The following is a 24,212-nucleotide window of genomic DNA, read 5'->3' as shown; positions in this document are numbered from 1 at the left end:
GGTATGGCTGTTCGCCATTTAAAGTGGTACGCGAGCTGGGTTTAGAACGTCGTGAGACAGTTCGGTCCCTATCTGCCGTGGGCGTTGGAAATTTGAGAAGAGTTGCTCCTAGTACGAGAGGACCGGAGTGAACGAACCTCTGGTGTTCGGGTTGTCACGCCAGTGGCATTGCCCGGTAGCTATGTTCGGACGGGATAACCGCTGAAAGCATCTAAGCGGGAAGCCTCCTTCAAGATTAGATTTCCCTGACTCCTTGAGAGTCCTAAAGGGCCGTGGAAGACTACCACGTTGATAGGCTGGGTGTGGAAGCGTTGTGAGGCGTTGAGCTAACCAGTACTAATTGCCCGTGCGGCTTGACCATACAACAGAGATGGTTACTAACGACTAGCTAAGCTAGCGGATTGTGGAATGAAAGACACACAATGATCGCTTGCGGTGTATTACTACAGATTGTTTTACCGACTTATTTGGGGTTATCGCCGGTCAGCAGACCGAGGCAAACAGCGATAACACGGTAGGCCAAGCAAAATTGCTTATAAGACCAACGCCAACCCAAGCCAGTTTGCCTGACGACAATAGAGTTGTGGAACCACCTGATCCCTTGCCGAACTCAGAAGTGAAACGCAACATCGCCGATGGTAGTGTGGGGCTTCCCCATGTGAGAGTAGGTCATCGTCAGGCTTCTAATCCGAAAAGGGCCACCCAATAGGGTGGCCCTTTTTTTATGTGCAAAAAAATATTGAATGCATCAAAAAATAAAAACAGAGAATAAAAAAATAAATTCAAAGTGCAGAAAAAATAAAAAGCCCAATCGAATTTTTACTCGCAACACTCCCGCCGAAAAATCCAACTCGGTAAAAGCTAATGAAAAAAGCGCAGGCTCTAAAAAGCTCCGAAGAGCCTTCCCTCCTATAAATAAAGCACTTTCTTAAATTTTTTCTGTAAGGAAAAAATGGAAATACAAAAAAATAACGCGCTTTATTTAATCTGCACCTCAGGCACCACCAAAAAAATACCTGAAATTAAAAAGTGCTCTTTAACCTAGAAAAATTATTGCGTTGAAAAAAACGGCGCAGAAATACCAATAAAAATACCGGTGATTTTTTGCACGTTTTAATGAACCTGTGCAACCACGGGGCCTAGCGCGGATATACCGCAGTTATGCACAAGTCTATCCAGACTTTCTGTTAATAACGCCAAGCGGTGGACAGTGGATAAATGGCTGGTGTTTTTTTACCCGTTGAAAAGGCCCCCGCGGAAACAGGGGCCTGAGCGTGGATATCCCTGAGTTATACACAGCTCTATCCATGGATTCTGTTAGTAACAGCCTGTTAATGGAATGGTCATCAGCAGGAAACAGAAATATGCCTTGGTGTTGTGGGTAACTTGGAAGGATGTTCGGGTGTGTGTAAAAGGGGAGTAATAAAAAGCCCCTAGAGAGGGGCTTCAGAAAGTACTTACAACTTGAATTAATTTACCTGCTCATAGGCATTGTCCGGAACTAGATCATACTGCATTTCTTTCAAGCGTAATTCATCAAGGGGAACAAGAGCTGAGGGAAGAGTAAAGTGCCGAATAACTGTACCTGCCTGGCAGTCTATTATCTCAATATCTTCCTGTGTCTCCTGCAGACTATGTAACAAGCCCTTTAGGTGGGTTGCACTGGCATTGGAGAGGGATTGGTAATCATGTGTGCCATTGAGCCTGACAAAACGAGCTTCGGCGCCAGCTTCTTCTATACGGAGCCAGGCAATACCGGCTTCCTTTCCAGGTTCTCCAAAGACTATAGGGCCGAGAGAGTCTTCGTCGACAGGAGCAAAATCTGTGTCGGTTGGGGATAGTAAGGTACCTACCCAAACCCAGCCAGGGAGGCTTATACGGCTAAGCTGCCACTCACACAACCAGACAGTTTGATCGTCATCAATACGGAATTCTCGATAGTCTCTTTGGCTAAGGTAATTGTCAAAGGAGACTTTGGCGGTGGGGTTGTCTCTGCGGAAGCTGTGTAGTTGTTGGGTCATCTCATAATTGACTTCCCAGTGTTTTTTTAATCGCCATTGCATGGGGTATAGTCCCCACTCAACGATATATTCTTCCCGCTCAGAAATGGTTTCAACCACTCGCCAAAAAGCGCCATCAATAAGTATGCAAGTTTCACCAATTTTACATCCTGGCGCGATGATACTGCACTCGGGAGATGCTTCAGAAGCACTGACGATATGCTCAGCACGCCCCTCAATAACTTCATACCAAGGAAAACCGTGGCGCAGGGGGGGAGGAAAAGCCAGTGCTGGTCGGCCACCAAGTAAGCGACGGAAAAGTACAGACTTCTCAATTTCAAGGTCAGAAAGTGTATAGCCCTCCTGCTGGGTGATCTGGCCCCAGGCAAAAGCGGCTCGAATTAAGTGTTTTTCACGGTCTGAAAAGCTCATGGGTGCAGTCATGGGCAAGCTAAAACTGAAACCTTACCACTCAGAGCAGATGGGTGCTAATGCAATTCTTCGAGATTGAGTGGCTGGGGACAGAGATGTTGGAAGTTGGATACACTGCGAAGCTTGGCACCATAGGTTAAGGAGAATAATAACGTGTTAGGGGTAAACAGTCTTCGAACTGCTATCGCCATATTAAGCGTCTTGTTAATAGCGCCGGTAATAACTGCAAAGGAATTGTCTAATACGCAGGAATGCTATTTGGATGGTTGGCGGCACCCATTAAGGTGCGAGCGAATTTCAGTGGGGCACGGAGATAGCAAGGTAAATTTAGCAGTATTTGTTTCACCGGCTCTAGATGAGACGCAGCGAGAGCCTTTATATCTTCTTGCTGGTGGTCCAGGTCAGGCCGCGAGTGGTTTGATTCCGCTATTGCACACATTCCGAAAAATTAATCAGAACCGGGCAATAGTCATGGTTGACCGGAGGGGAACCGGGCACTCTCGGTCATTTGATTGTGGTATAGATCGGCATACACCAATGGATTTATCACTGATTTCCAAAGAATTGGAGCAGTGTTATCTACAGCAGGCTACTTTTGCTAATTCATTGAGTAGTCGACAAGCGGTTGAGGACCTGGAAAAGGTACGAAAGTATTTTAATCACAAGCAAATATCTCTTTGGGGGGGATCTTGGGGGACCCGAACAGCACTTCTTTATCAACAGTGGCATCCGAACAGTTTGAAAACATTGGTGCTCGATGCGGTTGCACCTATCGATACTAAAGTCTTTCTAAGTGCGGCAGCTGCGGAAGACGCTATTCAAATACTGATGCGTGATTGCAGCTTAGAGCTGAGCTGCTCTAAGTTTGGAAACTGGAGGGAGGTATTGGATAAATTATTAAGTCAATGGGATGAGTCTAAATCCATGGATTTCCCTGATCCTGTGACAGGAAAGCCAATGAAGCATTCAATGTCTCGTTGGGTGCTACAAAATACCATACGTGCCGCCCTTTACTCTCCAGAAGCTGCTGCGCAATTACCCTTTGCTATTCAGCAGGCTGGCTTGGGGAATTATTATCCGCTTGCGGGTATTACTGGTTTATTTCCCGAGTCAGCTTTAGGTATGTTCCTTGGCTTAACGCTTTCTATTGCTTGTGCGGAAGAATTATCCCGTATCAGTGAGGAGGAGATTTTAGCTGATACTAATGGGTCTTTTGCGGGAAATGCTTTTCTTGAGATATTTGAACGTGGTTGTGAAGTTTGGCCTGTTGCCGATCGCTCCTATGCTAAACCACAACATAGAGAGCACCCGGTTTTACTAATTTCCGGGGAAGCCGATCCAATAACACCTCCAAGATATGCCGAAAAACAACTTGGCTACTTGACCAATAAACAGCATTTAATCATTGCTAGCGGTGGTCATATTAATTCCATGAGAGGTTGTGTACCGCAGTTAATCGAAGAGTTCCTGGACTCTTCAGGGAGAGAATTGGCAACGACTTGTGTTGATGAAATTCACAGGCCACCGTTTGTGAGTGGAATTTATGGGCCAGAGATAATGCAGCGCGTAGCGCCTACCACTACAAGTGGAAAGCTTGGGGAGAATGCACTGTGATTAAGGTTGAGGGGGTAAATAAGCAATTTTCTGGGGTTTCTATACTGCGCAATCTTAGCTTTTCTGTGCCAGATGGTGAGATAACGGCCTTGCTTGGTGCTAACGGTGCTGGAAAGACCACGTGCCTGAGAATAATTGCCGGTCTTTTGAATGCAGATAGCGGCAAAGTTTTTGTTGGTGATATAGACCCTTGTAAAAACCCAAAAGGTGCTCGTAGGCAGCTTGGTATTGTAGGTGATAGGGAGGGGCTTTATGAGCGGCTCACTGTTGCAGAATATTTATCCTTTTTTGCCTGTGCTCAAGGGCTGACTGGGTCAGAATTAGAATTTGCACTGCAATCGGTTAAGGAAGAATTAGAACTATCGAACCTGTGGAATCGCCGAACCAAGGGGTTTTCTCAGGGAGAGCGGATGAAAGTTTCTCTCGCTAGAGCATTGGTGCATCGTCCGAGTCACTTGGTGCTCGATGAGCCAACCCGGGGGTTGGATATACTTGCTGCTCGCCTGTTACGTAAGACGCTTTTGCGCTTGAGGGCAGAGGGAACTGCTGTTTTATTTTCCAGCCATATTATGGCTGAAGTGCTCGAGCTATCCGACAGGGTTCTAGTTATGGCGGGAGGTTCGATAGTGGGGAGCGGGACCCCGGATGAACTTATGCAACAGACTGGCTCCGCAAGCCTTGAGGATAGCTTTGTGGAGCTTGCCTATGGGAATTTGTTAGAAAAAGACAAATGCGGTGAGCCGGTAGGATGAGTTTTAAAAATCTATTTTCTTTGCAGATGCGAGCATTACTTCTTAAAGAGTTACGCGAAGTTTGGCGTGATCGACGCGCCCTAATGATCACACTAGGTTTCACCTTATTGTTCCCTGTGCTGATCATTAGTAGTGGCGCTTTATCTTTGAAGGTAATGTCTGATACCTCCTTTGATGTAGCTATTATTGGGGCTGAGTATGCGCCGCTGTTGGAGGAGCAGTTACAGACAGGGGACTTGCGAATTGAGCGCTTGCAAGATGGGGCTCCTCAAGCGCTTTTAGCAGATACATATGATGTGGTTCTGCGAATAGAGCAAAACTTTACTGAAGATTATCGAAGCCTGTTGTCTCCCAAGATTTATCTGTATGTAAATAGTGCAGATCAGTCTGCGGGGCGTGCTGCACAGCTGGTGCAGCAGCAGTTGGCGCTATTTCAGCAGGTGATTGTGCGGCAGCGTTTAGCAGCCAGAGGTTTAGCAACTCAGGTTTTAGCACCGTGGCAGCTTGAGGTGCGGGATGTCAGTACGCCGTCCAGTCGAGGATTGGCAATTTGGGGGCTGATGGTTCCCTTGTTACTGATAATGGCACTGCTAGTGTGTAGTGCGGCCCCTTCTATTGATACTTCTGCTGGGGAGCGTGAGCGCATGACCATCGAGGTATTATTACAGCAGCCTATAAGCAGCTGGCAACTTGTGGTGGCGAAAGCTGTAGCCGTTACCAGTATTGGTTGGTTTGGTGCACTTCTTTCTCTGGCAGTTTTAACTGTATCACTTGGCTTGCTTCCCTTGGCTGAGATTGGTGTCCGCTTTTCAGCTGGCATCAATGAACTGATGGCGATAAGTCTTATTTTACTGCCCTTAGCACTTCTGGTTGCGGTATTGCAGATTCTGCTATCTCTGCGTTCCCGTTCCTTTAAAGATGCCCAGATTCAGCTGAGTATTTTACAGGCTCTACCTGTCACACTGTTAATTGTATTGAAGTTGTCCAATATTGAACTGGACTCGCCCTTGTGGCAGTTGACTCCACTTATCGGGCAGCAGCAGTGGTTGAGTGCATTAATGGCTGGGGAGTCCGTTTCTGTCTCCCTGGTGATAGCTGGTTCCCTGGTCACCCTTTCTTTGGTCGGGCTGTGTATATTAGTAGGTGCCCGTGCTTTACGGCGTGAAAGCTTACTTGGGGCAACCTAGCTGGTGAACTGAGAGTTGTAATGGCATGAACGATTTTCGCGAGGGGCTGCTGAGTATCAATTTGCAGTCCATTGCTGACAACTACCTGGATCTGACTAAGCGACTGGCCGCGGGTACTCGCTGTGGCGCAGTAGTCAAAGCGGATGCCTATGGCCTTGGTATGAATCAGGTAGTGCCGGCTCTGTATAGACAGGGTTGCCGAGACTTTTTTGTGGCAACGCAAACGGAAGGGGAACGCCTGCGTAAAGAGTTAGGTGATAACGTTCGCATTGTTATCTTGACCGGGGTGCGCACCGGGGCAGAGCTAGAATGTGCACGCGCAGGATTAATGCCGACACTTTTCACACTAGAGCAGTTGCGCAACTGGGTGGATATTTCCGTTAGCGAGGGGATTAAGGCGCCTTGTGCGGTAAAGATAGATTCGGGTATGACTCGCCTGGGTATGTCTCCCGAAGAGTTTGACCTACTGCTGAGAGATAGTCAGTTGTTGCGCTCGGCGGATATTCGTATTTTGCTGAGCCACCTTGCCTGTGCGGATGAACCCCAGCATCCACAAAACAATATTCAGTTGCGTAGCTTTAAAGCGGCTGGGGAAAGGTTGAGGGCCCTGTGCCCTGAGGTTCAGCTGAGTCTCGCCAATTCATCGGGTATTTTCCTAGGTGAAGAGTATCACTTTGATATTGCGCGGCCGGGCTCTGCGCTTTATGGCGTCAATCCAATACCCGGGACCACAAACCCTATGCGCTCAGCTGTGGCACTCAGTCTGCCTATCGTGCAAAAGCGATTTGTCAGTCGTGAACAATGGGTAGGCTATGGAGCTACCCAACAAATAGCAGCGGGCAGCTGGTTGGCGGTAGCCCGTGGTGGATATGCCGATGGGATAATCCGGGCTCAGGGAGGGCGCGGTTGTGGCTGGGCCTATGGCCGCCAACTGCCGATAATTGGCCGGATTTCCATGGATTCCACAACATTTGATATTTCTGCTCTCTCTCAAGAGGAGCGGGAATCCCTCCAATCAATTGAGATACTGAATAAAGACCTGACGGTAGATGAGGTGGCTGAATACGCTGGCACCATAGGTTATGAAGTGCTGACCAGCTTAGGGCACCGTTATTTCCGTCGCTATATAAAAAGTTAATTACCTTGCTAGACACTATTAAGAAAAGTCCACTGGAACCATTGCGCCCAGTTTTGGAATTATTGGCTGATGGCGAGACGCACTCTGGCGAGGCGCTCGGATTGGCTCTAGGAGTAAGCCGGGCTGCGGTTTGGAAACAGTTACAGAAGCTAGAGCAGTACGGATTGGCTTTGGAGTCCATTAAGGGGCAAGGCTACCGCTTGCCTGGTGGTTTGGAGCTCCTGTCCTCAGAAAAAATTTACAGCACATTGGGTGAGCAAGCCGGGGTGCTATTGCGAGAGTTGATGCTATTTGATGAGGTCGACTCCACCAATACCCAGTTGCTATCACTCATGGAGGAGGGAAGAGGGCATGGGGTTGCACTGCTCTCCGAGCGGCAGAGTGCCGGCCGCGGTCGTCGTGGTCGGCAATGGGTTAGCCCCTATGGAACGGGCATCAGCCTATCCATTGGGTGGGAGTTCAATGGGGGGGTGCAATGCCTCGAAGGGTTGAGCCTCGCCGTTGGGGTGGCTATTGCCCGGGCATTGGAGCGCTTTTCGGTGCCAGATGTTCGCCTCAAATGGCCAAATGATGTTTGGTGTCGCGGTCGAAAGTTATCCGGTGTTTTACTGGAGCTTAAAGGCGATCTTACGGATCGCTGTGCTGTGGTGATTGGTATTGGCTTAAATAGTGGCTTGCGAAGTGAGATTGCCACGGAAATAGATCAGCCATGGGCAGACTTGCAACAAGTGAAGCCCGGAATATCTCGCAATCAACTGGTGGCAGCGATTCTGACTGAGCTGCTACCGCTTTTATACAGCTATACCGAACAAGGTTTTGTTGCTTACCGTGAAGCCTGGATGAAGCTGGATCAGTTTGCTGGGCAAAAGGTAACTCTGCAGGCAGGTAGTCAAACCTGGAGCGGAGTTGCAGCTGGCGTTAGTGAAAAGGGTGCTTTGAAGTTAAATATGGGCGGGCAAGTGCAACACTTCCATGGTGGTGAGATTTCTTTACGGGGGCAGGTTTGATTCTCGAACTGGATATCGGTAATACCCGGGGCAAGTGGCGCCTGTTAGATGAAGTACAGGTAAGTGCCAGGGGTAGCTTTATGACTGCCGATCTGCGCGATGGGCATTTGCCCGATGGGTGGGATCTGTTGGATCCGCGGAGAGTACGCGTGGTCAATGTGGCCGGACCGCAAGTTGCGGAGACGCTGATCGGGCATATTCAGGAGTTGTTTTCACTTGAGGTGGAGTTTTCTCAGGTACTGCTGGAATGTGCTGGAGTAGCCTGTGGCTATGATAATCACCGCCTGCTCGGCACTGATCGCTGGCTGGCTATGCTGGCTGCCTATGATCGAGAGCGGGAGGCGGCCCTAATTGTCGACTGCGGCAGCGCGGTCACTCTGGATTTGGTCGACAATAGCGGGCGTCACTTGGGGGGCTACATTGTCCCTGGTGTCGGCCTTATGCAACGTTCTTTGTATCTGGATACTCATGCGGCTAAAAGTGCGCAGGATATTGCTCTAACGGAGTCCCTCGGTGCAGGCCGCAGTACCGATGAAGCCATAAACCGAGGCCTCCTGCTTATGGTACTTGGTGCCATCGATCGTGCACTGGAAGAGTTGCGTGGATACTGTGCTGAAGAACCGCTGTTGTGGTTGACAGGCGGCGATGCCCCAGTGCTGTCAGCTCTTTATCAGCGGGAGCACCATTTGGTTCCTGAGCTGGTAATGGATGGCTTGGCGTTAAGTAATCCTTGAAATAAATAACACCCTATGCGCTGGATAGCTCTTTTCTTAATACTGTTAAATTTCGGCGTCTTTGCTTGGTTTGTTGGTACTTCAACCTCTGATAAAGAGAGAATAAGGGTTGCCGATAAAAGGGCGGAGGTACAGGTCCAGAGTATTGCCCTGGTCAATGAGATATCTCCTCTGCCGGTGGCTCCCGTGTCGCCCGCAAAGGCAAGCTCTACTGAGCAGCTCTGCACTTTGCTTGGCCCATTTGCGGAGGAGTCACTTGGAGAGGCGATAGTACAGCGCTTAAAGTCCCTGCAGGTTTCTGCCGTATTGCGAGATGTGGAGATGCAAGGGCAGATGCGGTACTGGGTTTTTCTGCCACCATTGAATTCCAGGCGAGAAGCCTACAATCGTTTACGAGAATTGCAGGCACAGGGAATAGATAGTTATGTGATCCCCAAAGGTGCGTTGGCAGATGGTATTTCCTTTGGCATTTTCAGTGAGCGTTCGCGTGCTGAATCTCTGACAGGTGAGTTGATCGAGAAAGGCATACGGGCTCAATTTCGCGAGGAGCCTCAGACCCACGCCGAACGCTGGATCGTATTGGCGCCAGGCGCCTCAGATAGTTTAGCCCCGGATTTTTGGTTGCAGTTGCAGCAAGAGCATCCCGAGCTGGATCGTCGCCGTAATCTTTGTGCAGAAGTGTCCGGTTGATGGGGGTGGGCTGGAGGTCTAGGTCCCCAGCCGTGAAACAAGGTTCGCCGTATTTTTCTATACGTGGCAACAGGCGACATAAAAATTCTGATTTTTCTGCAAAAAGGGTGTTGCGTGTCGGGATAACTTCCCATAGAATCCCGCCTCCATTGACGAGGGTGACTATTCAGCTTCGGCAATGGACGGGATAGGGCTGGCGTAGCTCAGTTGGTAGAGCAGCTGACTTGTAATCAGCCGGTCGGGGGTTCGACTCCTCTCGCCAGCTCCATTTTTATCCCGGCGCTGCTCGACATTGGATTTTTCAGCTAAGTCTGTGAAATTTAAAGAAAAAAATGTTGACAGCGCGGCGGAAGGTGTAGAAAATGCACTCCGCATTGAGGCAGGGGTTCCCGAGTGGCCAAAGGGATCAGACTGTAAATCTGACGCGAAAGCTTCGGTGGTTCGAATCCACCCCCCTGCACCATTTTTTACACCGTAAGGTGTTGCCGGCAAGACAGGTAGTTTTGTCTGGAGGCTCCCGCAAGCGGGCATAGTTCAATGGTAGAACCTCAGCCTTCCAAGCTGATGATGCGGGTTCGATTCCCGCTGCCCGCTCCAACTATGGGTTCGGCTGGAATGCTCTCCAAAATGGCAAGCCTTGTGGTCGCCTAGGAAGGCGTTGATTTGCTCATGTAGCTCAGGGGTAGAGCACACCCTTGGTAAGGGTGAGGTCGGCGGTTCAAATCCGCCCATGAGCTCCATTTTTCAATAGCCGCAAGGGTGAAAGCTCTTGCGGTTGTTTGTGTCCGGGGTCGGGCTTTTCCGGGTCGGATGCGCATGTTCTGTACGTGGGTGGTGCCGTTAGCGGCTCATCTATATTAGGAGGCTGCAATGGCAAAAGAAAAGTTTGAACGTTCCAAGCCCCACGTGAACGTGGGCACCATCGGTCACGTTGACCACGGTAAAACCACCCTGACCGCTGCTCTGACCCGCGTATGTGCGGAAGTATGGGGCGGTGACGCTGTTGCTTTTGACGGTATCGACAATGCTCCGGAAGAGCGTGAGCGCGGTATCACCATCGCTACTTCTCACGTTGAGTACGAGTCCCCGACTCGCCACTACGCGCACGTAGACTGCCCGGGACACGCCGACTACGTTAAGAACATGATCACCGGTGCCGCTCAGATGGACGGCGCTATCCTGGTATGTTCCGCTGCTGACGGCCCCATGCCGCAGACTCGTGAGCACATCCTGCTTTCCCGTCAGGTAGGTGTACCTTACATCGTTGTATTCCTGAACAAAGCGGACATGGTAGACGACGAAGAGCTGCTCGAGCTGGTAGAAATGGAAGTTCGCGAACTTCTGGACCAGTACGAGTTCCCAGGTGACGACACTCCGATCATCGTTGGTTCCGCTCTGATGGCCCTGAACGGCGAAGACGACAACGAAATGGGTACTACCGCTGTTAAGAAGCTGGTAGAAACTCTGGACGAGTACATCCCTGAGCCGGAGCGTGCAGTAGATCAGCCGTTCCTGATGCCGATCGAAGACGTATTCTCCATCTCTGGCCGTGGTACCGTAGTAACCGGTCGTGTAGAGCGTGGTGTAATCAACACTGGCGACGAAGTTGAGATCGTTGGTATTAAAGAAACCACCACCACTACCTGTACTGGTGTTGAAATGTTCCGCAAGCTGCTCGACGAAGGTCGTGCTGGTGAGAACATCGGTGCGCTGCTGCGTGGCACCAAGCGTGACGAAGTAGAGCGTGGTCAGGTACTGGCTAAGCCGGGCTCCATCACTCCGCACACCAAGTTCGAAGCGGAAGTGTACATCCTGTCCAAGGACGAAGGTGGTCGTCACACCCCGTTCTTTAAAGGCTACCGTCCTCAGTTCTACTTCCGTACTACCGACGTAACTGGTGCGGTTGAGCTGCCGGAAGGCACTGAAATGGTAATGCCGGGCGACAACATTCAAATGGTTGTTACCCTGATCGCTCCGATCGCCATGGAAGACGGCCTGCGCTTCGCTATCCGCGAAGGTGGTCGTACCGTAGGTGCGGGCGTTGTTGCTAAGATCATTGAGTAATCTTTGATCTTCGTGTCGCCAGGGTTCCCTGACGGCGCAGTAGATGAGAGGGTGGTCTGTAGCCCTCTTTATCTTCGGATGCTAAGGCATCCAAGCTGTACAGGCCAGTAGTTCAATTGGTAGAGCACCGGTCTCCAAAACCGGGTGTTGGGGGTTCGAGTCCCTCCTGGCCTGCCATTTTAAACACTCCACTTGAAATAAGTTTAGGGGTGTCGCAAGACCCTACTTGTCAGTGGGGCTTTTGTGTTTTTGAGCACTAAGGGCTTATCTGTAGTGCGCTAAGGGCTTCATATATGAATGCTAAAGCAGAAGCGAAAACCTTTCGTCTTGACGGCCTGAAATGGCTGCTAATAGTGCTGCTGGTTGGTGGTGCTGTGGCGGGCAATTCTTATTATGCCGAATTCCCCTTGATTTACCGCGTGCTGGCAGTGACTGCAATCTGCCTGGCTGCCCTGGTTGTCGCGGTGAATACTGCGAAGGGTAATGCACTCTGGCAACTGTTGCGCGAAGCGCAAACGGAAGTCAGGCGCGTGGTTTGGCCGACTCGTCAAGAGGCCACCCAGACGACTGTGATTGTGGTGGTTTTTGTGTTGATTATGGCGCTAATTCTCTGGGCGCTGGACTCCGCTTTAGGTTGGGCGGCATCCAAACTCATCGGCTAAAGGTTGATACATGTCAAAGCATTGGTATGTGGTCCAGGCTTACTCGGGCTATGAGAAGCGTGTAGCTAGCTCTCTCAAGGAGCGAATTGAGCTGCACGAAATGGATCACCTGTTTGGTGAAGTGCTGGTTCCCACCGAAGAAGTGGTGGAGATGCGGGCAGGGCAAAAGCGCAAGAGTGAGCGCAAGTTCTTCCCCGGTTATGTCCTGGTGGAAATGGAACTGAATGACGATACTTGGCACTTGGTAAAAGAAACTCCTCGAGTGCTCGGTTTTATCGGAGGCAAGGCGGATAGGCCGGCCCCGATCACTGATCGCGAAGCGCAGGCTATCCTGAATCGAATCGACGATTCCGCCGATAAGCCCAAGCCCAAGACCCTATTTGAGCCAGGTGAGATGGTTCGGGTTATCGATGGTCCGTTTAATGATTTCAACGGTGTGGTCGAAGAGGTCAACTACGAGAAGAGTCGCTTGCGAGTGGCCGTGTTGATCTTTGGACGCTCCACTCCAGTTGAACTGGAGTTCAGTCAGGTAGAGAAAACCTGATTCCAGTATAAATTTTTTGCCCTCTTTCGCCGCAAGGTGGAAGGGGGTTTTCGCGTCCCCGGAAAATAGATTTTATTGGTCGGGGCGGGGAGCCAGTTGCAGTAACCATTAACGGTTAGGTGTAGCAGGCGTTACCACCCATCTAGAGGAGAGCTGTAATGGCTAAGAAAGTAGAAGCTTATATCAAGCTGCAAGTTAAGGCCGGTCAGGCCAACCCAAGTCCGCCCGTTGGTCCTGCGCTGGGTCAGCACGGCGTGAACATCATGGAATTCTGTAAGGCGTTCAACGCCCAGACTCAAGGCCTTGAGCCGGGTCTGCCGGTGCCGGTTGTGATCTCTGTATACAGCGATCGTTCCTTCACCTTCATCATGAAGTCCCCGCCCGCCGCAGTACTGCTGCGCAAGGCCGCCAAGATCAAGAGTGGTTCCGGTCGCCCGAATACCGACAAGGTCGGTAAGGTTACCCGCGCTCAGATCGAAGAGATCGTAGAAATGAAAAAGGCTGACCTGACTGCATCCGATATGGACGCGGCCGTGCGCACAATCGCCGGTTCCGCACGCAGTGCCGGTATCGAAGTGGAGGGTCTCTAAGTGGCTAAATTGAGCAAGCGTCAGCGCGTAATCGCTGAGAAAGTTGAAGCTGGTAAAGCATACGGCATCGAAGAAGCCGTAGCTCTGCTGAAAGAGCTGTCCAACGTTAAGTTTGCAGAGACTGTAGACGCTTCTGTAAACCTGGGTATCGATCCGCGTAAATCCGACCAGGCTGTTCGCGGTGCGACCACTCTGCCGCATGGTACCGGTAAAGAAGTTCGCGTAGCTGTTTTCACCCAGGGTGCAAACGCTGATGCCGCTAAAGAAGCGGGCGCTGACCTGATCGGTATGGACGAGCTGGCTGCCGACGTTAAAGCGGGCAAGATGGACTTCGACGTAGTAATCGCTTCTCCCGATGCGATGCGCGTTGTAGGTCAGCTGGGTCAAATCCTCGGCCCGCGCGGCCTGATGCCGAACCCGAAGACTGGCACTGTAACTCCAGACGTTGCTACCGCAGTTAAAAATGCCAAAGCTGGTCAGGTGCGTTTCCGCGCTGACAAAGGCGGCATCATCCACGGTGGTATCGGCAAAGTTGCTTTCGATGCGAACTTGCTGAAAGAGAACCTGGAAGCTCTGGTAGCAGACCTGAAGAAGGCCAAGCCGGCTTCTGCAAAAGGTGTGTACCTGAAGAAGATCACCCTGAGCACCACTATGGGCCCAGGTCTGGTTATCGACCAGTCTTCCCTGAACATCTAATTGAAGCTGTGCGCTGACACTGTTGGCGCATAGTAAATCGAACTTTGGGGTCCACTTGATGCTTAGGCAGAAATGTGGGCCGTCAAAGACCGTAGGTGCCAGATGCGTTGAGGTTTAACGTGTCTGGCTTAATCCAAATCTCGGCCAGGTTGGCCGTTGAGAGGTTTGAGCCTACGCAGACGGTGTCGCCCAAACCAGTATTTTTACTGGATTTGAGCTTTATGCACCGGAACGGATCGGGCTTTGAGCCCGGTTTTTTTCAAATCCAGGAGTGACACTATGGCTATTGGACTCGAAGACAAGAAAGCGATTGTCGCAGATGTCCAGCAAGCTGCTGAGGGTGCTCTGTCTGCGGTAGTTGCGGATTCCCGCGGCGTTACCGTAAATGACATGACTGCCCTGCGCAAAGAGGCTCGCGAGAACGGCGTTTGGTTGAAAGTCGTCCGCAATACTCTGGCGCGTCGCGCTCTGGCAGGAACCGATTACGAATGTCTGACTGACAAATTCGTAGGTCCTAGCATCATTGCATTCTCTAACGAACACCCAGGTGCCGGCGCGCGCATCCTGAGCCAGTTCGCCAAGGGCAATGACAAGCTGGAACTGAAAGGTGCTGCCTTCGAAGGCGCGATCACCGACGTCGCATTGTTGGCAAGCCTGCCGACTTACGACGAGGCGATCGCCAAGCTGATGAGCGTGTTGAAAGAAGCATCTGCTGGCAAGCTGGTCCGCACTATTGCGGCCGTTCGCGACCAAAAAGAGCAGGAAGCTGCGTAATTGTATTCGCTTTAGCGAATCGCGGTTTCAAAACGAAATACGAGCAGCTACTGCTCAAACCAATTCAGGTAATGACTCATGTCTCTGACTAAAGAAGATATCATCAACGCTGTTGCCGAAATGTCTGTTAAAGACGTTGTTGAGCTGATCGAAGCAATGGAAGAGAAGTTCGGTGTAACTGCTGCTGCAGCAGTTGTAGCCGGCCCGGCTGGTGGCGAAGCTGCCGCTGAAGAGAAAGACTCTTTCGACGTAGTTCTGACTTCTGCAGGCGACAAGAAAGTGAACGTGATCAAGGTTGTTCGCGGCATCACCGGCCTGGGCTTGAAAGAAGCCAAGGCACTGGTTGACGGCGCTCCAAGCCCGCTGAAAGAAGGCGCAACCAAAGACGAAGCTGAAGCCGCTAAGAAAGAGCTGGAAGAAGCTGGCGCAACTGTAGAACTGAAGTAATTCGGTTGTTGCGATTCCCGCTATTGGTCGCCTAAAACGACACATAGCGGTAAGGCTGGTGGACTTTTGTCCGCCGGCCTTTTTGCCGTTTGCGGTACTGAGGTTTTAGCGGTGCCGGCGGTATAAAACCGTGGCAAACCTCATTTAACCATAGCGCAGTTGCGCTGCCCGAAAGCAAGCGGAGAGGTTTCTGAACAGCACAGGCAAACTGTGTTGTTCAGAGGCTTCTCGCCCGGAGGGGCTCCCGAATGGAGTCCCACGAAGTCTTGTCACTGATCAAGCTGGGGAATTTGAATGGCTTACTCATATACTGAGAAAAAACGTATCCGCAAGGATTTTGGCAAACTGCCTAAGGTCATGGATGTGCCCTTCCTGCTTGCGATACAGCTGGATTCATATCGCAATTTTACACAGGCCGACAAGCGCCCCGACGATCGCTTAGATGTCGGCCTGCAGGCGGCGTTTAAATCCGTATTTCCGATTGTCAGCTATTCAGGCAATGCCGCTCTGGAGTACGTGAGCTACACACTGGGTAAGCCCGCTTTCGATGTTAAGGAATGTACTCTGCGCGGCGTGACCTACGCCTGTCCGCTGCGTGTACGTGTGCGCCTGATTATTTACGATAAAGAGTCTGCGAATAAGTCCATTAAGGACATCAAAGAGCAGGAAGTTTACATGGGCGAAATCCCGCTCATGACGGACAACGGCACCTTTGTAATTAATGGTACTGAGCGTGTTATCGTATCCCAGCTACACCGTTCCCCGGGTGTATTTTTCGATCACGACAAAGGCAAGACCCATTCCTCCGGTAAGCTGCTGTACGCCGCGCGTGTAATTCCTTATCGTGGCTCCTGGCTGGACTTCGAATTCGATCCAAAGGACTTGGTATTCGTTCGTATCGACCGCCGTCGCAAACTGCCTGCGACAATTCTGTTACGTGCACTGGGATATAGCTCCCAGGAAATGCTGGAGATGTTCTTCGAGACCAGCAAGTTTGAGCTGCAGGAAGACCGCGTTAGCCTGGAACTGATTCCCTCCCGCTTGCGCGGTGACGTGGCCTCTTTTGATATTAAAGATGGCCAGGGCAAGGTGATTGTGGAAGAGGGGCGTCGTATCACCCCGCGTCATATTCGCCAGCTGGAGAAAGCCGGCGTAGAAAAGCTGGACGCGCCACTGGAATACCTGTTTGGCCGTATTCTGGCTCACGATATTGTCGATGAGTCTACTGGTGAAATTGCAGTTGAGTGTAATGCTGAGATTACCGCTGAAGTAATCGCCCAGTTACGCACACTCAATATTAAGACTTTCGAAACGCTGTACACGAATGATCTAGACCGTGGACCGTTTATCTCCGATACCCTGCGTGCAGAGCCTTCCCGCACTCAGCTGGAAGCGCTGGTAGAGATCTACCGCATGATGCGCCCAGGCGAGCCGCCCACCAAGGAGTCTGCGGAATCCCTGTTTGAAAACCTGTTCTTCACCGACGAGCGCTACGATCTGTCCGCCGTTGGTCGCATGAAGTTCAATCGTCGCCTGGGCCGTGAAGACGAGACCGGCGAAGGCACCCTGAGCAAAGAAGATATCGTTGATGTACTGAAGACCTTGATCGATATCCGTAACGGCCAGGGCATGGTGGACGATATCGATCACCTGGGGAACCGCCGCGTGCGCTCCGTTGGTGAGATGGCCGAGAACCAGTTCCGCGTTGGTCTGGTACGTGTGGAGCGCGCGGTCAAAGAGCGCCTGTCCATGGCGGAGTCCGAAGGCCTGATGCCGCAGGACCTGATCAATGCCAAGCCGGTTGCCGCTGCAGTGAAGGAATTCTTCGGTTCCTCGCAGCTGTCCCAGTTTATGGACCAGAACAACCCGCTGTCGGAAGTGACTCACAAGCGTCGTGTTTCCGCACTGGGCCCAGGTGGTTTGACCCGTGAGCGCGCTGGCTTTGAGGTGCGCGACGTGCACCCGACTCACTACGGCCGCGTATGTCCGATTGAGACGCCGGAAGGACCGAACATCGGTCTGATCAACTCCCTGGCCACTTACGCTCGCGCTAACCACTACGGTTTCCTCGAAAGTGCTTATCGCAAAGTGGTTGATGGCAAGGTAACCGACGAAATCGCTTACCTGTCAGCGATCAATGAAGCAAATTACATTATTGCCCAGGCGTCTGCGGAAGTAGATGACAACGGCAACTTCATTGATGACCTGATCAGCGTGCGTCACCATGGCGAATTTACCCTGAAGGCACCGGGTGAAATCCAGTATATGGATGTTTCCGCCAAGCAGGTGGTTTCTGTCGCTGCGGCGATGATCCCGTTCCTTGAGCACGATGACGCCAACCGTGCATTGATGGGCTCGAACATGCAGCGTCAGGCGGTACCGACCCTGCGTGCTGAAAAGCCGCTAGTAGGCACCGGTATGGAGCGCACCGTAGCGCGCGACTCCGGGGTATGTGTGGTAGCCAAGCGTGGCGGTGTGATTGAACGTGTTGATTCCAGCCGTGTGGTAGTCCGCGTGGCGGACGCTGAGGTGGAAGCCGGTGATGCAGGTGTAGATATTTATAACCTGACCAAATACATCCGCTCCAACCAGAATACCTGTATCAATCAGCGCCCGATTGTTAACACTGGTGATCGCGTAACCCGGGGCGATATCCTCGCCGATGGTCCTTCTGTAGATCTGGGTGAGCTGGCTCTTGGCCAGAATATGCGCATCGCCTTTATGCCCTGGAATGGTTACAACTTTGAGGATTCCATCCTTATTAGTGAGCGCGTTGTACAGGAAGACCGCTTCACCACTATTCACATCCAGGAACTGACCTGTATTGCCCGAGATACCAAACTGGGTAGTGAGGAGATCACTGCGGATATCCCCAATGTGGGTGAGTCTGCGCTGAATAAGTTGGACGAGTCCGGCATTGTATATATCGGTGCGGAAGTAGGTGCCGGCGATATCCTGGTCGGTAAGGTGACTCCTAAAGGCGAAGCACAGCTGACCCCAGAAGAGAAGCTGCTGCGTGCAATCTTCGGTGAAAAAGCTTCCGACGTTAAAGACACTTCCCTGCGCGCGCCCAGTGGCACCCGCGGTACGGTGATCGACGTTCAGGTATTCACCCGTGACGGCCTGCAGAAAGATCAGCGTTCCATCGATATCGAGAAGGCGCAGCTGGATGAGGTTCGCAAGGACCTGAATGAAGAGTACCGCATTGTTGAAGGCGCTACCTTTGAGCGTCTGCAGCAAGCTCTGCAGGGTCAGAAGGCTGCCGGTGGTAAAGGTATTAGCAAGGGCCAGGAACTCACCACTGAAGTACTCGCCACTCTGCCACGTGAAGACTGGTTCAAGCTGCGCATGGAAGACGAGGGTCTCAACGAGCAGCTGGAGAAGGCAGAAGTACAGCTGAAAGAGCGTCGCAAGCTGCTCGACGAAGCCTTTGAAGACAAGAAGAAAAAACTGGAGTCCGGCGATGACCTGGCTCCGGGCGTATTGAAAATCGTCAAGGTCTACCTAGCGATCAAACGCCGCATCCAGCCGGGCGACAAGATGGCCGGTCGCCACGGTAACAAGGGTGTGATCTCCGTAATCAAGCCCGTTGAAGACATGCCTTACGACCAAAACGGTGAGCCGGTAGATATCGTTCTGAACCCACTGGGTGTTCCCTCGCGGATGAATGTTGGTCAGGTTCTGGAAATGCACCTGGGTATGGCTGCTAAAGGTCTTGGCGTCAAAATCGACAAGATGATCAAGGAGCAGCAGGAAGTCGCCAAGGTGCGCGGATTCCTGGAAGAGGTCTACAACTCCACAGGCGGTCGCAAGGAAGAACTGGATCAGTTCTCCGATCAGGAAGTCATGACCATGGCGCAAAACCTGCGTCGCGGTGTACCCATGGCGACCCCGGTATTCGACGGTGCCGATGAGAGCGAGATCAAGCAATTGCTGCGCCTCGCCGATATCCCCGATTCCGGCCAGATCACTCTGCACGACGGTCGTACCGGTGATGCTTTCGAGCGCCCGGTTACCGTGGGCTACATGTACATGCTGAAGTTGAACCACCTGGTGGACGACAAGATGCACGCGCGTTCCACTGGCTCCTACAGCCTGGTTACCCAGCAGCCGCTGGGTGGTAAGGCACAGTTCGGTGGTCAGCGTTTCGGGGAGATGGAAGTGTGGGCGCTGGAAGCCTACGGCGCCGCATACACCCTGCAGGAAATGCTCACGGTCAAATCCGACGACGTGGAAGGGCGGACCAAGATGTACAAAAACATCGTGGATTCCGACCACCGTATGGAGCCTGGCATGCCGGAGTCCTTCAACGTACTGGTTAAGGAAATCCGCTCTCTCGGTATGAACTTCGAGCTCGAGCACGAGTAAGACCGATTGGTGCAAAAGCCTGTTCGCAGGTGAATTGAGACAAGCGCCGGCACCCTGGAAGCAGTGGGGTTGCCGGCCCGCCCGGCCCGGCGTAACGGCCGGGTTGACTACCCCCTAGTGGAGGAAAGGCCTTGAAAGATTTATTAAATCTGGTGAAGTCCCAGGAGCACCTGGAAGAGTTTGATGCGATTCGTATCGGTCTGGCCTCGCCGGACATGATCCGCTCCTGGTCCTACGGCGAAGTGAAGAAGCCGGAGACCATCAACTACCGTACCTTCAAGCCTGAGCGTGAAGGCTTGTTCTGCGCCAAGATCTTCGGCCCGGTAAAAGACTACGAGTGCTTGTGCGGTAAGTACAAGCGCATGAAGCACCGCGGTATTATCTGTGAGAAGTGCGGCGTTGAGGTCACCAAAGCCAAGGTGCGCCGTGAGCGTATGGGCCACATTGAACTGGCCAGCCCGGTTGCGCATATCTGGTTCCTGAAATCCCTGCCGTCCCGTATTGGCCTGTTGCTGGATATGACCCTGCGCGATATTGAGCGCGTGCTGTACTTCGAATCCTACGTGGTAACCGAGCCCGGCATGACCACCCTGGAGCGCGGCCAGCTGCTGAACGATGAGCAGTACTTTGAGGCGATGGAAGAGTTCGCCGATGAGTTCGAAGCGAAAATGGGTGCCGAGGCAATCCAGGAATTGATGGCAGATATTGAGCTGCCAGTTGAGATCCAGCGCCTGCGTGAAGAGATCCCGGCGACCAATTCCGAAACCAAGATCAAGAAACTGTCCAAGCGCCTGAAGCTGCTGGAAGCCTTCTACAAATCCGGTAACAACCCGGAGTGGATGGTAATGAAGGCTTTGCCGGTTCTGCCACCGGATCTGCGTCCGCTGGTACCGCTGGATGGTGGCCGCTTTGCGACCTCCGATCTAAACGACCTCTACCGTCGTGTGATCAACCGTAACAACCGCCTGAAGCGCCTGCTTGAGTTGAATGCGCCGGATATTATCGTGCGCAACGAAAAGCGCATGCTGCAGGAATCTGTCGATGCACTGTTGGATAACGGCCGTCGCGGCCGCGCTATCACCGGATCCAACAAGCGCCCGCTGAAGTCCCTGGCTGACATGATTAAAGGTAAGCAGGGTCGCTTCCGTCAGAACCTGCTGGGTAAGCGTGTGGACTACTCCGGCCGTTCCGTGATCGTGGTTGGCCCGACCCTGCGCCTGCACCAGTGTGGTCTGCCCAAGAAAATGGCTCTGGAGCTGTTCAAACCGTTTATTTTCGGCAAGCTCGAAACTCGTGGTCTGGCCACTACAATCAAAGCCGCCAAGAAAATGGTGGAGCGCGAAGAGGCCATCGTTTGGGATATCCTCGACGAGGTGATCCGCGAGCACCCGGTACTGCTCAACCGAGCACCGACCCTGCACCGTCTGGGTATTCAGGCGTTCGAGCCGGTACTGATTGAAGGTAAAGCGATCCAGCTACATCCGCTGGTTTGTGCTGCCTATAACGCCGACTTCGACGGCGACCAGATGGCGGTACACGTACCTTTGACCATCGAAGCGCAGCTGGAATCCCGCGCGCTGATGATGTCCACCAACAACATCCTGTCGCCCGCCAATGGTGAGCCGATCATCGTACCGTCCCAGGACGTGGTACTGGGCCTGTACTGGATGACCCGCGAGCGCGTCAACGATAAAGGCGAGGGTATGTCCTTCTCCGATATCAAAGAAGTGAGCCGTGCCTTTTATGCCAAGCAGGTTGGCTTACAGGCGAAGGTTAAAGTGCGTATCCGCGAAAATATTGTGGGTGAAGATGGTGAGAAACACGAAACCATCTCTGTACAGGACACCACTGTAGGCCGCGCGCTGCTGTGGAATATTGTCCCGGAAGGCCTGCCCTTCGAGCTGGTTAACCAGCCGATGAAGAAGAAGTCTATTTCCCGTGTACTGAACGAGTGCTACCGTAAGGTGGGCCTGAAGGCGACGGTTATCTTCGCCGACCAGCTGATGTACACCGGTTTTGATTTCTCTACCAAGTCCGGTTCCTCCATTGGTGTGAACGACTTCGAAATCCCGGCCGAGAAAGCTCAGTTGATCGAATCCGCGGAAGCGGAAGTGAAGGAAATTGAAAGCCAGTTTGCCTCCGGTCTGGTAACCCAGGGTGAAAAATACAACAAGGTCATCGATGTTTGGTCCCGTACCAACGATAAGGTGACCCAGGCAATGATGGCGGGTATTAAGAAAGAGAGGGTGATTGACCGAGAGGGCAAAGAGACCCAGCAGGACTCTTTCAACTCTGTTTTCATGTATGCAGACTCCGGTGCACGGGGCTCCGAAGCACAGATTCGTCAGCTCGCTGGTATGCGTGGTCTGATGGCCCGTCCAGACGGCTCCATTATCGAGAACGCCATTACCGCGAACTTCCGTGAAGGTCTGACTGTACAGCAGTACTTCATCTCGACCCACGGTGCTCGTAAAGGTCTGGCGGATACCGCACTGAAAACCGCGAACTCCGGTTATCTGACCCGTCGCCTGGTGGACGTTGCTCAGGACGTGGTAATTACCGAACTGGATTGTGGCACTGACGACGGCCTGACCATGGCGCCGGTAATCGAGGGTGGTGACGTTATCGAATCCCTCGGTGACCGTATCCTCGGTCGTGTGGTAGCCCGCGATGTATTGAAGCCCGGCAGCGATGAAATCGCCGTTTCCGCCGGCACTATGATCGACGAGAAGTGGGTAGAGCGCATCGAAGCCATGGGTATCGATGAGGTTCTGGTTCGCTCCCCGATCACTTGTACTACTGCACACGGTATCTGTGCCCAGTGTTACGGCCGCGACCTGGCCCGAGGCCACCGTGCCAACCCGGGTGAATCTGTGGGCGTTGTTGCCGCACAGTCCATCGGTGAGCCGGGCACCCAGCTGACCATGCGTACCTTCCACATCGGTGGTGCTGCGAGCCGCGCCTCTGCTGCAGACAGCATTCAAGTGAAGCTGGGCGGTACTGTACGTCTGCACAATGTGAAGACCGTTAAGACTGAAGCTGGCAACCTGGTAGCGGTTTCCCGCTCCGGTGAGTTGGCAATTGCCGATAGCGCCGGGCGCGAGCGCGAGCGCTACAAGCTGCCTTACGGTGCTGTAATCAGTGTCTATGAGGGTGCTGAGGTTGATGGTGGCCAGATTGTGGCCAAGTGGGATCCGCACACCCACCCGATCATCACTGAGGTTGCCGGTTGGGTGAAATTGTCCGGTATGGAAGAGGGTCTCTCCATCCGCAAGCAGACCGATGAAATTACCGGTCTGTCCTCAATCGAAATTATCGATCCAGCCGAGCGTCCGGCGGCAGGTAAAGACCTGCGTCCGGCGGTAACTCTGTTGGATGAGAACGGTGAAGAACTGACTCTGGCCAACAGTAATGCCCCCGCGCACTACGCACTGCCGGCACGTGCAATTCTCAGCCTGAAGAATGGTGACAAGGTGAACGTGGGTGACGTAATCGCACGTATCCCGCAGGAATCTGGCGGTACCAAGGACATCACCGGTGGTCTGCCACGTGTTGCCGACTTGTTTGAAGCGCGTAAACCGAAAGAACCGTCCATCCTGGCGGAGATCTCCGGTACCGTTTCCTTCGGTAAAGAGACCAAAGGCAAGGTGCGTCTGCAGATCACCCCGCGTGATGGCAAGCCGCTGGCTAACGGTAAGGACCACTACGAGGTTCTGATTCCGAAGCACCGTCAGCTGACTGTGTTCGAGGGTGAAACTGTAGAGAAGGGTGAGGTTATCTCTGATGGCCCGTCCAACCCGCACGACATTCTGCGTCTGAAAGGCGTTGAAGAACTAGCGCGCTACATCACTAACGAGATCCAGGAAGTTTACCGTCTCCAGGGTGTAGGTATTAACGATAAGCACATCGAGACTATCGTGCGCCAGATGCTGCGCAAGGTGGAAATCCTCGAGATGGGCGATTCCAGCTTAATTAAGGGCGACCAGGTGGAATACCAGCGCGTGATCGAAGAGAACGAGCAGTTGCGCGCCGAAGGCAAACAGCCCGCTCAGTTCGAACGCCTGTTGCTGGGTATTACCAAAGCGTCTCTGGCCACTGAGTCCTTCCTATCTGCGGCTTCGTTCCAGGAGACTACCCGCGTTCTGACCGAGGCGGCGGTAACCGGTAAAGAAGATAGCCTGCGCGGTTTGAAAGAGAACGTGGTTGTGGGCCGCTTGATTCCGGCCGGTACCGGCCTGGCCTACCACGCAGAACGCAAGCGCAAGCGCAACCTGCAGCTGGAAGAAACCTTCGGCGAAGGTCCTTCTGCAGCAGAGGTAGAAGCGGCACTGACCGAGGCCCTCAAGTCCTCTGGCGAATAAGGCGTATTCCACTCCACCTTATGTTGGAGTGGGGTAGGTCGGGGCACTTCGGTGCTCGATCTGATATTGGCGACTGTCTGTGATGTAAGCACTTACTTCCGTCGCCGATTGACTAGGCGGGTTGTCGCTTATAGAATGCGGCCCCCGCTGAT

The 24,212-nt window shown here is 52.6% G+C and carries 17 protein-coding genes, 5 tRNA genes and 2 rRNA genes (1 of these 24 running past the window's edge); 23 read left to right on the top strand and 1 reads right to left on the bottom strand.

Translation table 11 applies throughout. The annotated features are described in order from the left end of the window. Nucleotides 1-361, top strand: a 23S ribosomal RNA gene (locus ACJJIV_RS08640); it begins 2,521 nt to the left of the window's first position. A 204-nt stretch (nt 362-565) separates the two neighbouring features. Next, nucleotides 566-681 (top strand): 5S ribosomal RNA (gene rrf, locus ACJJIV_RS08635). A 788-nt stretch (nt 682-1,469) separates the two neighbouring features. On the opposite strand, the gene ACJJIV_RS08630 is transcribed toward rrf, so the two are convergent. Continuing rightward, complete coding sequence (locus ACJJIV_RS08630) at nt 1,470-2,432, bottom strand: hypothetical protein (RefSeq protein WP_444891425.1); 963 nt, start codon at nt 2,430-2,432, stop codon at nt 1,470-1,472. 153 nt (nt 2,433-2,585) lie between these two features. Here ACJJIV_RS08630 and ACJJIV_RS08625 point away from each other — a divergent pair, with 153 nt between their 5' ends. From ACJJIV_RS08625 to rpoC, 21 genes are all read left to right on the top strand, one after another. Beyond that, nucleotides 2,586-4,046, top strand: coding sequence for an alpha/beta hydrolase (locus ACJJIV_RS08625; protein ID WP_444891424.1), 1,461 nt, complete (start codon nt 2,586-2,588; stop codon nt 4,044-4,046). Continuing rightward, a complete protein-coding gene (locus ACJJIV_RS08620) occupies nt 4,043-4,798 on the top strand; it encodes an ABC transporter ATP-binding protein (RefSeq protein ID WP_252084398.1) in 756 nt (251 codons plus the stop codon). Before ACJJIV_RS08625 ends, ACJJIV_RS08620 begins: the two co-directional genes overlap by 4 nt. Then, entirely contained in the window at nt 4,795-5,985 is a 1,191-nt protein-coding gene (locus ACJJIV_RS08615) for an ABC transporter permease (RefSeq protein ID WP_444891423.1), read from the top strand. The genes ACJJIV_RS08620 and ACJJIV_RS08615 overlap by 4 nt, the downstream gene beginning before the upstream one ends. A gap of 25 nt (nt 5,986-6,010) precedes the next feature. Continuing rightward, nucleotides 6,011-7,123 (top strand): alanine racemase, encoded by a 1,113-nt coding sequence (gene alr, locus ACJJIV_RS08610; RefSeq protein WP_444891422.1) that lies wholly within the window; start codon nt 6,011-6,013, stop codon nt 7,121-7,123. Nucleotides 7,124-7,128: 5 nt separating this feature from the next. Beyond that, entirely contained in the window at nt 7,129-8,130 is a 1,002-nt protein-coding gene (gene birA, locus ACJJIV_RS08605; protein WP_444891421.1) for a bifunctional biotin--[acetyl-CoA-carboxylase] ligase/biotin operon repressor BirA, read from the top strand. Further along, nucleotides 8,127-8,864, top strand: coding sequence for a type III pantothenate kinase (locus ACJJIV_RS08600; RefSeq protein ID WP_444891420.1), 738 nt, complete (start codon nt 8,127-8,129; stop codon nt 8,862-8,864). Before birA ends, ACJJIV_RS08600 begins: the two co-directional genes overlap by 4 nt. 15 nt (nt 8,865-8,879) lie before the next feature. After that, nucleotides 8,880-9,554 carry an SPOR domain-containing protein gene (locus ACJJIV_RS08595; RefSeq protein WP_444891419.1) on the top strand — a complete coding sequence of 225 codons (675 nt, stop codon included), beginning with the start codon at nt 8,880-8,882 and terminating at the stop codon, nt 9,552-9,554. A 192-nt stretch (nt 9,555-9,746) separates the two neighbouring features. Continuing rightward, nucleotides 9,747-9,822: transfer RNA gene (locus ACJJIV_RS08590), tRNA-Thr, on the top strand. 111 nt (nt 9,823-9,933) lie between these two features. Further along, nucleotides 9,934-10,017 (top strand) — tRNA-Tyr (locus ACJJIV_RS08585). Between the two features lie 60 nt (nt 10,018-10,077). Then, nucleotides 10,078-10,151: transfer RNA gene (locus ACJJIV_RS08580), tRNA-Gly, on the top strand. 68 nt (nt 10,152-10,219) lie between these two features. Beyond that, nucleotides 10,220-10,294: transfer RNA gene (locus ACJJIV_RS08575), tRNA-Thr, on the top strand. A gap of 130 nt (nt 10,295-10,424) precedes the next feature. Continuing rightward, nucleotides 10,425-11,618 carry an elongation factor Tu gene (tuf, locus tag ACJJIV_RS08570; protein WP_252084404.1) on the top strand — a complete coding sequence of 398 codons (1,194 nt, stop codon included), beginning with the start codon at nt 10,425-10,427 and terminating at the stop codon, nt 11,616-11,618. Nucleotides 11,619-11,719: 101 nt separating this feature from the next. Beyond that, nucleotides 11,720-11,795, top strand: a tRNA-Trp gene (locus ACJJIV_RS08565). Nucleotides 11,796-11,911: 116 nt separating this feature from the next. After that, nucleotides 11,912-12,280: a preprotein translocase subunit SecE gene (gene secE / locus ACJJIV_RS08560; RefSeq protein ID WP_152451114.1), complete on the top strand. Its 369-nt coding sequence runs from the start codon at nt 11,912-11,914 to the stop codon at nt 12,278-12,280. Nucleotides 12,281-12,290: 10 nt separating this feature from the next. Continuing rightward, a complete protein-coding gene (gene nusG / locus ACJJIV_RS08555; RefSeq protein ID WP_252084405.1) occupies nt 12,291-12,824 on the top strand; it encodes a transcription termination/antitermination protein NusG in 534 nt (177 codons plus the stop codon). Between the two features lie 158 nt (nt 12,825-12,982). Next, the gene (gene rplK, locus ACJJIV_RS08550) at nt 12,983-13,414 is read left to right on the top strand and encodes a 50S ribosomal protein L11 (RefSeq protein WP_252084406.1); all 432 of its coding nucleotides are present in this window, start codon (nt 12,983-12,985) and stop codon (nt 13,412-13,414) included. Beyond that, on the top strand, nt 13,415-14,110 hold the full coding sequence (gene rplA, locus ACJJIV_RS08545) for a 50S ribosomal protein L1 (protein WP_152451120.1): 696 nt from the start codon (nt 13,415-13,417) through the stop codon (nt 14,108-14,110). Nucleotides 14,111-14,389: 279 nt separating this feature from the next. Next, the gene (gene rplJ / locus ACJJIV_RS08540) at nt 14,390-14,884 is read left to right on the top strand and encodes a 50S ribosomal protein L10 (RefSeq protein ID WP_020411124.1); all 495 of its coding nucleotides are present in this window, start codon (nt 14,390-14,392) and stop codon (nt 14,882-14,884) included. 78 nt (nt 14,885-14,962) lie between these two features. Continuing rightward, nucleotides 14,963-15,331, top strand: a complete 369-nt coding sequence (gene rplL, locus ACJJIV_RS08535; protein ID WP_252084407.1) for a 50S ribosomal protein L7/L12 — start codon at nt 14,963-14,965, stop codon at nt 15,329-15,331. A gap of 294 nt (nt 15,332-15,625) precedes the next feature. Further along, the gene (gene rpoB, locus ACJJIV_RS08530; protein ID WP_252084408.1) at nt 15,626-19,699 is read left to right on the top strand and encodes a DNA-directed RNA polymerase subunit beta; all 4,074 of its coding nucleotides are present in this window, start codon (nt 15,626-15,628) and stop codon (nt 19,697-19,699) included. 131 nt (nt 19,700-19,830) lie between these two features. Next, nucleotides 19,831-24,060: a DNA-directed RNA polymerase subunit beta' gene (gene rpoC, locus ACJJIV_RS08525; RefSeq protein WP_444891418.1), complete on the top strand. Its 4,230-nt coding sequence runs from the start codon at nt 19,831-19,833 to the stop codon at nt 24,058-24,060. Nucleotides 24,061-24,212 lie beyond the last annotated feature (152 nt).

Source organism: Microbulbifer mixtoriginis (SeqCode) (assembly GCF_052466765.1).
This window is presented reverse-complemented; position numbering and strand designations above follow the sequence as displayed.

What these genes read in the sequence shown, in the direction of transcription:
- ACJJIV_RS08630 (WP_444891425.1), bottom strand. Translation starts at nt 2,432, where the DNA reads ATGAGCTTTTCAGACCGTGAAAAACACTTAATTCGAGCCGCTTTTGCC.
- ACJJIV_RS08615 (WP_444891423.1), top strand. Translation starts at nt 4,795, where the DNA reads ATGAGTTTTAAAAATCTATTTTCTTTGCAGATGCGAGCATTACTTCTT.
- alr (WP_444891422.1), top strand. Translation starts at nt 6,011, where the DNA reads ATGAACGATTTTCGCGAGGGGCTGCTGAGTATCAATTTGCAGTCCATT.
- ACJJIV_RS08595 (WP_444891419.1), top strand. Translation starts at nt 8,880, where the DNA reads ATGCGCTGGATAGCTCTTTTCTTAATACTGTTAAATTTCGGCGTCTTT.
- tuf (WP_252084404.1), top strand. Translation starts at nt 10,425, where the DNA reads ATGGCAAAAGAAAAGTTTGAACGTTCCAAGCCCCACGTGAACGTGGGC.
- secE (WP_152451114.1), top strand. Translation starts at nt 11,912, where the DNA reads ATGAATGCTAAAGCAGAAGCGAAAACCTTTCGTCTTGACGGCCTGAAA.
- nusG (WP_252084405.1), top strand. Translation starts at nt 12,291, where the DNA reads ATGTCAAAGCATTGGTATGTGGTCCAGGCTTACTCGGGCTATGAGAAG.
- rplK (WP_252084406.1), top strand. Translation starts at nt 12,983, where the DNA reads ATGGCTAAGAAAGTAGAAGCTTATATCAAGCTGCAAGTTAAGGCCGGT.
- rplJ (WP_020411124.1), top strand. Translation starts at nt 14,390, where the DNA reads ATGGCTATTGGACTCGAAGACAAGAAAGCGATTGTCGCAGATGTCCAG.
- rplL (WP_252084407.1), top strand. Translation starts at nt 14,963, where the DNA reads ATGTCTCTGACTAAAGAAGATATCATCAACGCTGTTGCCGAAATGTCT.
- rpoB (WP_252084408.1), top strand. Translation starts at nt 15,626, where the DNA reads ATGGCTTACTCATATACTGAGAAAAAACGTATCCGCAAGGATTTTGGC.